Source organism: Aeromonas sp. HMWF014, assembly GCF_963878295.1.
Taxonomy (GTDB): Bacteria; Pseudomonadota; Gammaproteobacteria; order Enterobacterales; family Aeromonadaceae; genus Aeromonas; species Aeromonas popoffii.
Map to the genome: position 1 here is coordinate 1 of NZ_CAWNYS010000397.1, position 8,333 is coordinate 8,333.

An 8,333-nucleotide genomic window follows, 5' to 3' on the forward strand; every position below is an offset into this window, starting at 1 on the left:
GACTGGCTTAACTGCGTTGCCGCTTGCCCTGTCGATGTGGCGCATTATAGGGATCTGGATCACGCTTGCAAGGGCCTTTTCGAATTAAATTCGAATTATTAGCTCAACAGCTCACCAATCCACCAAAAAGACCGTTTATCCCGCAAAAAGACACTCATTTGACAACATCTACCTGTCTTCAGTGGTGCCTTGCCGGCTACAGATCAAGGTTGTGGTGATTTGGCGTCACCACATCCATATGCATGGTGATCGAGGTCACGCCTTCGGGTAACATAGCGCCCCTTTGCGATTCACACACTCTTGGGCTTTGGAGAGTTTAATGCCTTTTGCACTTGGCCAGCGTTGGATTAGTGATACAGAGACGGATCTGGGGTTGGGGACTGTCGTTGCTGTTGAAGGACGCATGGTTACCCTGTTGTTTCCGGCTACCGGTGAAAACCGCATGTATGCCAAAGAAGAGGCGCCGGTCACCCGGGTCAGCTTCAATGTGGGCGACCAGATAGCCAGTCACGAAGACTGGACCATGACAGTCGAAGAAGTGCAGGAGAAAAACGGCCTGCTTATATATGTAGGTGTTCGCACCGACAATGATGAGCCCGTTGCCCTCAAGGAAGTGTTTCTCAACAACTTTATCAAGTTCAACAAGCCGCAGGATCGCCTGTTCGCCGGTCAGATTGACCGTATGTCCCGCTTTACCCTGCGCTACGAGGCGTTGATCAACCAGCACCAGCGTCGTCGCAACCCGACTCGCGGTCTGGCCGGTGGCCGGGTCAGCCTGATCCCGCACCAGCTCTATATCGCCCATGAAGTGGGGCACCGCTACGCCCCGCGCGTATTGCTGGCGGACGAAGTAGGTCTGGGCAAGACCATCGAAGCGGGCATGATCATTCATCAGCAGCTGCTCTCCGGCCGCGCTCATCGGGTGCTGATCCTGCTGCCCGAAACCTTGCAACACCAGTGGCTGGTCGAGATGCTGCGCCGCTTCAACCTGCACTTCTCCCTGTTTGATGAGGAGCGCTGCATTGAGGCGTTCGCCGATGCGGAGAACCCCTTCGAGACCGAACAACTGGTGATCTGCAGCCTCGATTTCCTGCGCAAGAAGCGTCGTCGCTTCGAGCAGGTGCTGGAAGCCGAGTGGGATCTGCTGGTTGTTGACGAAGCGCACCATCTGGAGTGGAGCATCGATGCCCCCAGCCGCGCCTACGAAATGGTGGAAGCGCTGGCCGAACAGGTGCCGGGCGTACTGCTGCTGACCGCCACCCCGGATCAGCTGGGGCACCAGAGCCACTTCGCCCGTCTGCGCCTGCTCGATCCCGAGCGTTTCTACGACTACGAGGCCTTCCTCGCCGAGGAGCAGGCTTATGGTCAGGTCGCCAGCGCAGCGCAAGAGCTGCTGGATGGCGAGACCCTGAGCGATGAAGCCAAACAGATCCTCGCCAGCCAGCTGGAAGGGCTGGATCTGAGCGATACCGCCGCCCGTCAGCAGGCGGTCGCCAAGCTGCTGGATCAGCATGGCACCGGCCGAGTGCTGTTTCGCAACAGCCGCGCCAATATTCAGGGCTTCCCTGAGCGCCACCTCAATGTCTACCCCATGCCGCTGCCCGAGCAGTACAAGACTGCCATTAAGGTGATGGGCATGATGGGTGGCAATGGTGGCGATCTGCAGACCCGTGCCCTGCGCTACCTCTACCCCGAGAAGATCTTCCAGCAGTTCGAAGGCGACAACGCCACCTGGACTCAGTTCGACCCGCGCGTCGAGTGGTTGCTGGGGCTGCTGCTCTCGGCCCGCCAACAGAAGGTGCTGGTGATCTGCTCCGAAGCGGCCACCGCCATCGCGCTGGAAGAGGCGCTGCGCACCCGTGAAGGGATCCGCGGCACCGTGTTCCATGAAGGGATGTCGATCCTCGAGCGGGACAAGGCCTCCGCCTATTTCGCGCAAGAGGATGGTGGCGCACAGGTGCTGCTCTGCTCCGAGATCGGGTCAGAAGGTCGCAACTTCCAGTTTGCCAGCCATCTGGTGCTGTTCGATCTGCCTCTCAACCCGGATCTGCTGGAACAGCGTATCGGTCGACTGGATCGTATCGGTCAGCAGAATACCGTCGAGATCCACGTCCCCTATCTGGAAGGGACTGCTCAGCGCGCCCTGCAGCTCTGGTATCACGATGGTCTGGACGCGTTCGAGCAGACCTGCCCTACCGCTCGCCCGGTATTCGAAGCGGTGCGTGACGAGCTGTTCGAGCTGCTGGCCGCCAACACCGGCGATCAGGCGACCCTCGACGCCCTGCTGATCAAGACCCGCGAACTGCACGAGCCGCTCAAGGCCCGGCTGGAACAGGGTCGCGATCGCCTGCTGGAGATCCACTCCAGCGGTGGCGCTGCTGCCCAGCTGCTGGTCGACAAGCTGGCCGCCGAAGATGACGACACCGGCATGATCTCCTTCGCTCTCAAGCTGTTCGACGAGATCGGCGTCAATCAGGATGACCGTGGCGAGAACGCACTGGTGCTGACCCCGGGGGATCACATGCTGGTCTCCAGCTTCCCGGGCTTGCCGCAAGACGGCATGACCATCACCTTCGATCGCAACACCGCCCTGTCGCGGGATGATATGGCGCTGCTCTCCTGGGATCACCCCATGATGCGCGGCGGTATCGACCTGATCCTCGGCTCCGAGATCGGTGCTACTTCGGTCGCCCTGCTCAAGAACAAGGCGCTGCCCATCGGATCCATTCTGCTGGAGCTGATCTTCGTCGCCGAGTCTGCGGCCCATCCCCAGCTCTACCGCTTCATGCCGCCGACCCCGATCCGCCTGCTGATGGACAAGAATGGCCAGAATCTGGGCGAGAAGGTGGCGTTCGATGCCTTCAACCGCCAGCTGACCCCGGTCAACCGCCATCTTGGCAGCAAACTGGTGACCGCTTCCCAGCCGGTTATTCACGGTCTGATTGGCAAAGGCCAGCCGATTGCCGAAGAGCTGAAAGCCGTGATTGTCGACAAGGCCCGTGCCCAAATGGCGCAGACCCTGCAGCAGGATCTCGATCGGCTGAAAGCGCTCAAGACGGTCAATCCGAACGTACGCGACAGCGAACTGGATTATCTGCGCAATCTGCAGGCAGAATTGCACCACCTGATCGATCAGACCCAACTCAAGCTGGATGCCATCCGCTTTATCGTGGTCACCCATAACTGACAAGGTACCGACCGACAGCGGCCAGACCCAGCTCAAACTGGATATCCAATGCCGCTTTATCGTGGTTACCCATAACTGATGGGGGCTTGCCCCCACCTTCTGATGCGAGACATTTATGTTTGAATACTCACCGCCTCTGGAACCCTGGCTCGATATCCTGTTCAAGGACAAGGACATCATGGTGGTCAACAAGCCCACTGGCCTGCTGAGCGTCCCCGGGCGCGGCCCCGAGAATGAAGACAGCGTCCTGCATCGGGTGAAACAGCAGCACCCCAAGGCGGCGGCAGCTCATCGCCTCGACATGTCTACCACTGGCGTCATTGTCATTCCTCTCAACCCCAATTCTCATCGGGAGCTGAGCCGACAATTCCGTGAGCGGGAGACCGAGAAGCACTACCTCGCCTGGGTGTGGGGTGAGCCGGAAGCAGAGTCAGGTCAGGTTGACCTGCCGCTCTGCGTCGATTGGCCCAACCGCCCGAAACAGAAGGTGGACCACGAGGAGGGGCGCCACGCCCTGACCCTGTGGGAAAAGCTGAAGGTGGAGAACGGCAACAGCCTGATCAAGCTGACCCCCATCACAGGTCGCTCCCACCAGTTACGCGTCCATATGCTGGAGCTGGGGCACCCGATTCTGGGTGACAACCTCTATGCCCATCCGGATGCGCTGGCGGCAGCCCCCCATCTCTACCTGCATGCGACCATGCTGACCATCAGCCACCCCCGCAGTGGGGAGCGTATGACCTTTGAAGCTCCCGCACCTTTTCCGCTATAGGCCAGAACGTGAACATAAAAAAAGCCCCCATCAACTGATGGGGGCTTTTTCATTAGGATCAGACGCGAATATCGATTTTACTTCCCAGTGTGGAGCTGGCCGATGTCGCTGCGGTCGGGGCTGATTGGGCAGCCGTCTGGAGCAGTTTCAATGCGGCCTCACCATCCTGGGTTTGCTGTTTCTTGGCCAGACTGGCTGTCAGCAAAGCAGAACCAAATGACGTTGATGCAGAACTAGATATATCCATGGTGTACCTCCTGCCTTAAGACTATCGGCCCTCTTGTGCCATCCATGAGCCATTTTGGCTAAATTAAATACGTCTTGTTGGGTTGACGTCGCTCCAGCCATTGCTCTTCCATCTCCAGCAAAGTCTGATAGACCTTCTCTGCCTGTTCAGGACGACTGAACAGATATCCCTGACCATAGAGGTGAATGTCGGTGAGGGTGCGCAGCACATCGAGCTGGGCCTGGGTTTCTATCCCCTCACACACAAGGCTTTTGCCCAGCATGGAGCCCATGCGGCAGATATTGGCGACCAGCTCCGAGGCCTCTATTGAGGTATCGATACCCTGAATGAAGGAGCGATCGATCTTTACCTTGCTGACGGGCAGTTTCTGCAAATAACTGAGGGAGGAGTAGCCAGTCCCGAAGTCATCCAGCGCCAGCTGTACACCCTGCTGATTGAGATCCTGCATCAGCTGCAAGGAGTTTTTCACCTCGCGCATTGTTGTGTCTTCGGTCACTTCCAAGACCAGGCTGGCGGCCGGGATATGATGATCCATCAAGGCCTTGGCCACCAGCTTCAACAAGTTGCGCTGGTACATGCCAGGTGAGATGTTCACGCACATCTGCAAATCGACCAACCCGAGCTGCTGCCACTGATAGAGCTGCTCACAGGCGGTATTCAGCACCCAGCTGCCCAGTTTCTCGGCAAGCTGGAACTCTTCCGCCACCTGGATCACCTCATTGGGCGGAATGAAGCCCAATTCAGGGTGGCGCCAGCGCAACAGAGCTTCGACCGCCTCGCAGCGACCACTTTCGAGATTGACGATGGGCTGGTAATAAAGCTCAAGTGCGTTGTGCTCCAACGCCATTATCATGTCGCTTGCCAGATGCTTGCGTCGCGCCGTCTCATTGAGCAGCGAATTGTCATAAATGACATAAGGGACATGGGCCTTGCGACTGTGAAACAGCGCCAGCTCGGCCCGGCTGAGCAACTCCTGCGTCAGTTTGCTATCCATCGGGAAGAAGGCAATACCGATCCCGACTTCCAGCCGGAATGGGTAATTGTCGATGATAATGTCCTGCTTGAGTGCATGGAGCAGGCGGGAGACCAGCTCCCTCACCTGTCGCAGGTCGCTGCTCTCGCGCTGGATCATGGCGAATTGGTCCCCACCCAGACGTGCCACCCACTCCCCGTTTTCACACAGGCTGCGGGTCCGCTTTGCCAGCTCCCGTAGCAGGAAGTCACCCGTGTTGTAGCCAAATTTGCTGTTTATATCACGAAAATCGTTGATATCCACCAGCACCAGGCCAAATGGCGTCTCCCTGGCCGCATACGACTCCATTTTCTCCAGCAACGCCAGCCGGTTGGCCAATCCGGTCAGGGGATCAACCCGAGCCATACGGAAGTGCCGGCGAGCCTCGCGGATCAGCAGGCCACTGAGCAGCATCACCGACAGCACAAGGCCGGACACCATGAACAACAAGGCATTGCGCAACTGGCCGAAACGCTTGTCATTGCCCGAATAGACGTTGATGTTCTTCTGCATGACAGACGCAAGAGAGTAAGAGAGAGGTTCCTGCAGGGGGGCCAGCCGCATCATGATCTGCTGATAGTCCGGCGTGCCCGATTTCAGGTGAGTGATGTTGGACTCCATCTCGCGGATATTGCTTTCGATCAGCTGCACCAACCGCAGTGTCTTCTGCTTGTCCTTCATGCTCTGGCGCAGTTGGCCACTGAGCAGGATAGGTGTACGACTCCAGAGGATGTCGTAACGCAGCATCAGGGTGTCATGATCTATGCCGCCATAATGGTAGATCTCGACGGAGTTGAGGAAACGCCCCAACTCCAACTGCAACTGCATTAGGGCCCAGGAGACATCATAGGTATATTTCTCCATCACCCGGGTTGCATTCTGTATCTGTGCGAGGCAATACAGGGTGCTTCCCGTGAACAACAGGATGGATAGATAAAGCACCGCAAGTAACGGCCACGCCTTGGTCTTTGCTTTCACCCGCACTCCCGCAAACCATTATATCAATGCTGGATATCAACCGAACTCAGTTGCCAGATCATCATGTCGGTAAATTCTGACCGTTTCAGCTCAGGATACTGATCCAGCGGTAGGATAAACCAAAGCGGCCCCTTATTCCGCACCCGCATGGTCACCCCGTCGTCCTGCCAAGCCAGGATGGGATCATATTGTTTGACCTTGTCCCAGTTGATCTTAATCTGAAAACTGTTCAAGGCGGTCAGGGTTACGGCCTTGCCATCCGCCCCGACGGCAGCAAGCACATCCGCCAGCTTGGGCCCCACATACCTGTGCGGTTTGTCGACCCAGGGGTTTCCCGTCACTATCTCATGCTGTGGCAGCGCCTTGAGCATGGCCAGATCGAAGCCAATGGCCCCCTCGCTCGCCTCGGCGGGCATCACATTGCCGGTCACCTTCAAGATCACGGGTCCCTGCGGTGCCTCTAGGGCCATGGCTGGCATTGCCAGAGAAAAGAGTAATGTAATCAAACCCAGTACACGCATATTCACCTCATATAAAGTTGCCAACAATAGACTCAGTTTAGTCGCCATAAAAAAAACGGCTCGCAAAAGCGAGCCGTTTGGTAAACAGGGCCGAATTACATCATGCCCATACCGCCCATGCCACCCATGTCAGGCATGGCAGGGGTATCTTTCTTCGGCAGCTCGGTGATCATGCACTCTGTGGTGATCATCAGGCCGGCGATGGAAGAGGCGAACTGCAGCGCAGAACGGGTCACCTTGGTCGGATCCAGGATCCCCATGGCCAGCATGTCACCGTACTGTTCGGTGTAAGCGTTGTAACCGAAGTTGCCTTCACCATTCTTCACCGCGTTGGCAATGACGGAGGCTTCTTCACCAGCGTTGATGACGATCTGACGCAGCGGAGCTTCCATGGCACGCAAGGCAACCTTGATGCCCACGTTCTGGTCTTCGTTGTCACCGCGCAGATTGGCGAGTTTGGCAGCAACGCGCACCAGCGCAACACCACCACCTGCAACCACACCTTCTTCGACGGCTGCGCGAGTTGCGTGCAGGGCATCGTCAACACGGGCTTTCTTCTCTTTCATCTCGACTTCGGTAGCGGCACCGACCTTGATCACGGCAACGCCGCCAGCCAGTTTGGCTACACGCTCTTGCAGCTTCTCACGGTCATAATCGGAAGAGGTATCTTCGATCTGCTGACGGATCTGGGCCACACGGCTCTCGATCAAGGCTGCATCACCCACACCATCAATAATGGTCGTGTTTTCTTTGGTGATGACGATGCGCTTGGCACGGCCCAGGTCTTCCAGGGTCGCTTTTTCCAGCTCCATGCCCACTTCTTCGGAGATCACGGTACCACCGGTCAGCATGGCGATATCCTGTAGCATGGCCTTGCGACGGTCACCGAAACCAGGTGCCTTGACGGCAGCCACTTTCACTATGCCGCGCATGGTGTTGACCACCAGGGTCGCCAGCGCTTCGCCTTCCACGTCTTCGGCAACGATCAGCAGCGGCTTGCCTGCTTTGGCAACGCCTTCCAGCACCGGCAGCATCTCGCGAATGTTGGACACTTTCTTGTCAACCAGCAGGATGAAAGGATCATCCAGCTCGACAGAACCGGTTTCCGGCTTGTTGACGAAGTACGGAGAGAGGTAGCCGCGATCGAACTGCATACCTTCGACTACAGCCAGCTCGTCATCCAGGCCCTGACCATCTTCAACTGTGATGACGCCATCACGACCGACTTTGTCCATGGCTTCGGCAATCAGCTTGCCCACTTTTTCATCGGAGTTGGCGGAGATGGTACCCACCTGAGCGATAGCATTGTTGCAGGCACACGGCTGGGACAGCACTTGCAGCTCGGCAACGGCAGCAATAACTGCCTTGTCGATACCACGCTTCAGATCCATCGGATTCATGCCAGCGGCAACGGCCTTCAGGCCTTCGTTGACGATGGCCTGAGCCAGTACGGTCGCCGTGGTGGTACCGTCACCGGCGGCGTCATTGGCCTTGGAAGCAACTTCCTTGACCATCTGGGCGCCCATGTTCATGAATTTGTCTTCCAGCTCGATTTCGCGAGCAACGGAGACGCCATCCTTGGTGATGGTCGGAGCACCGAAGGACTTGTCCAGTAC

Annotated in this window: 6 protein-coding genes; 2 read left to right on the top strand and 4 right to left on the bottom strand. The window is 57.5% G+C overall.

Features of this window, described 5'->3' with window-relative positions:
• Positions 1 to 319: 319 nt before the first annotated feature.
• Positions 320 to 3,187 (top strand): RNA polymerase-associated protein RapA, encoded by a 2,868-nt coding sequence (gene rapA, locus AAC083_RS16085; RefSeq protein ID WP_108537131.1) that lies wholly within the window; start codon positions 320 to 322, stop codon positions 3,185 to 3,187.
• A 115-nt stretch (positions 3,188 to 3,302) separates the two neighbouring features.
• Complete coding sequence (gene rluA, locus AAC083_RS16090; protein ID WP_108537132.1) at positions 3,303 to 3,959, top strand: bifunctional tRNA pseudouridine(32) synthase/23S rRNA pseudouridine(746) synthase RluA; 657 nt, start codon at positions 3,303 to 3,305, stop codon at positions 3,957 to 3,959.
• A 58-nt stretch (positions 3,960 to 4,017) separates the two neighbouring features.
• On the opposite strand, the gene AAC083_RS16095 is transcribed toward rluA, so the two are convergent.
• The 4 genes from AAC083_RS16095 to groL form a co-directional block, all read right to left on the bottom strand.
• Positions 4,018 to 4,206, bottom strand: a complete 189-nt coding sequence (locus AAC083_RS16095) for a hypothetical protein (protein WP_080741189.1) — start codon at positions 4,204 to 4,206, stop codon at positions 4,018 to 4,020.
• Positions 4,207 to 4,264: 58 nt separating this feature from the next.
• On the bottom strand, positions 4,265 to 6,196 hold the full coding sequence (locus AAC083_RS16100; RefSeq protein WP_108537133.1) for a putative bifunctional diguanylate cyclase/phosphodiesterase: 1,932 nt from the start codon (positions 6,194 to 6,196) through the stop codon (positions 4,265 to 4,267).
• Positions 6,197 to 6,219: 23 nt separating this feature from the next.
• Positions 6,220 to 6,717, bottom strand: a complete 498-nt coding sequence (locus AAC083_RS16105; protein ID WP_181364781.1) for a molybdopterin-binding oxidoreductase — start codon at positions 6,715 to 6,717, stop codon at positions 6,220 to 6,222.
• A gap of 95 nt (positions 6,718 to 6,812) precedes the next feature.
• Positions 6,813 to 8,333: chaperonin GroEL (gene groL, locus AAC083_RS16110; RefSeq protein WP_258224719.1), on the bottom strand; the 1,521-nt coding region annotated here is incomplete at its 5' end.

Bases quoted from the DNA above. Each gene is read 5' to 3' on its own strand.
- rapA (WP_108537131.1), top strand. From the start codon at position 320: ATGCCTTTTGCACTTGGCCAGCGTTGGATTAGTGATACAGAGACGGAT.
- rluA (WP_108537132.1), top strand. From the start codon at position 3,303: ATGTTTGAATACTCACCGCCTCTGGAACCCTGGCTCGATATCCTGTTC.
- AAC083_RS16095 (WP_080741189.1), bottom strand. From the start codon at position 4,206: ATGGATATATCTAGTTCTGCATCAACGTCATTTGGTTCTGCTTTGCTG.
- AAC083_RS16105 (WP_181364781.1), bottom strand. From the start codon at position 6,717: ATGCGTGTACTGGGTTTGATTACATTACTCTTTTCTCTGGCAATGCCA.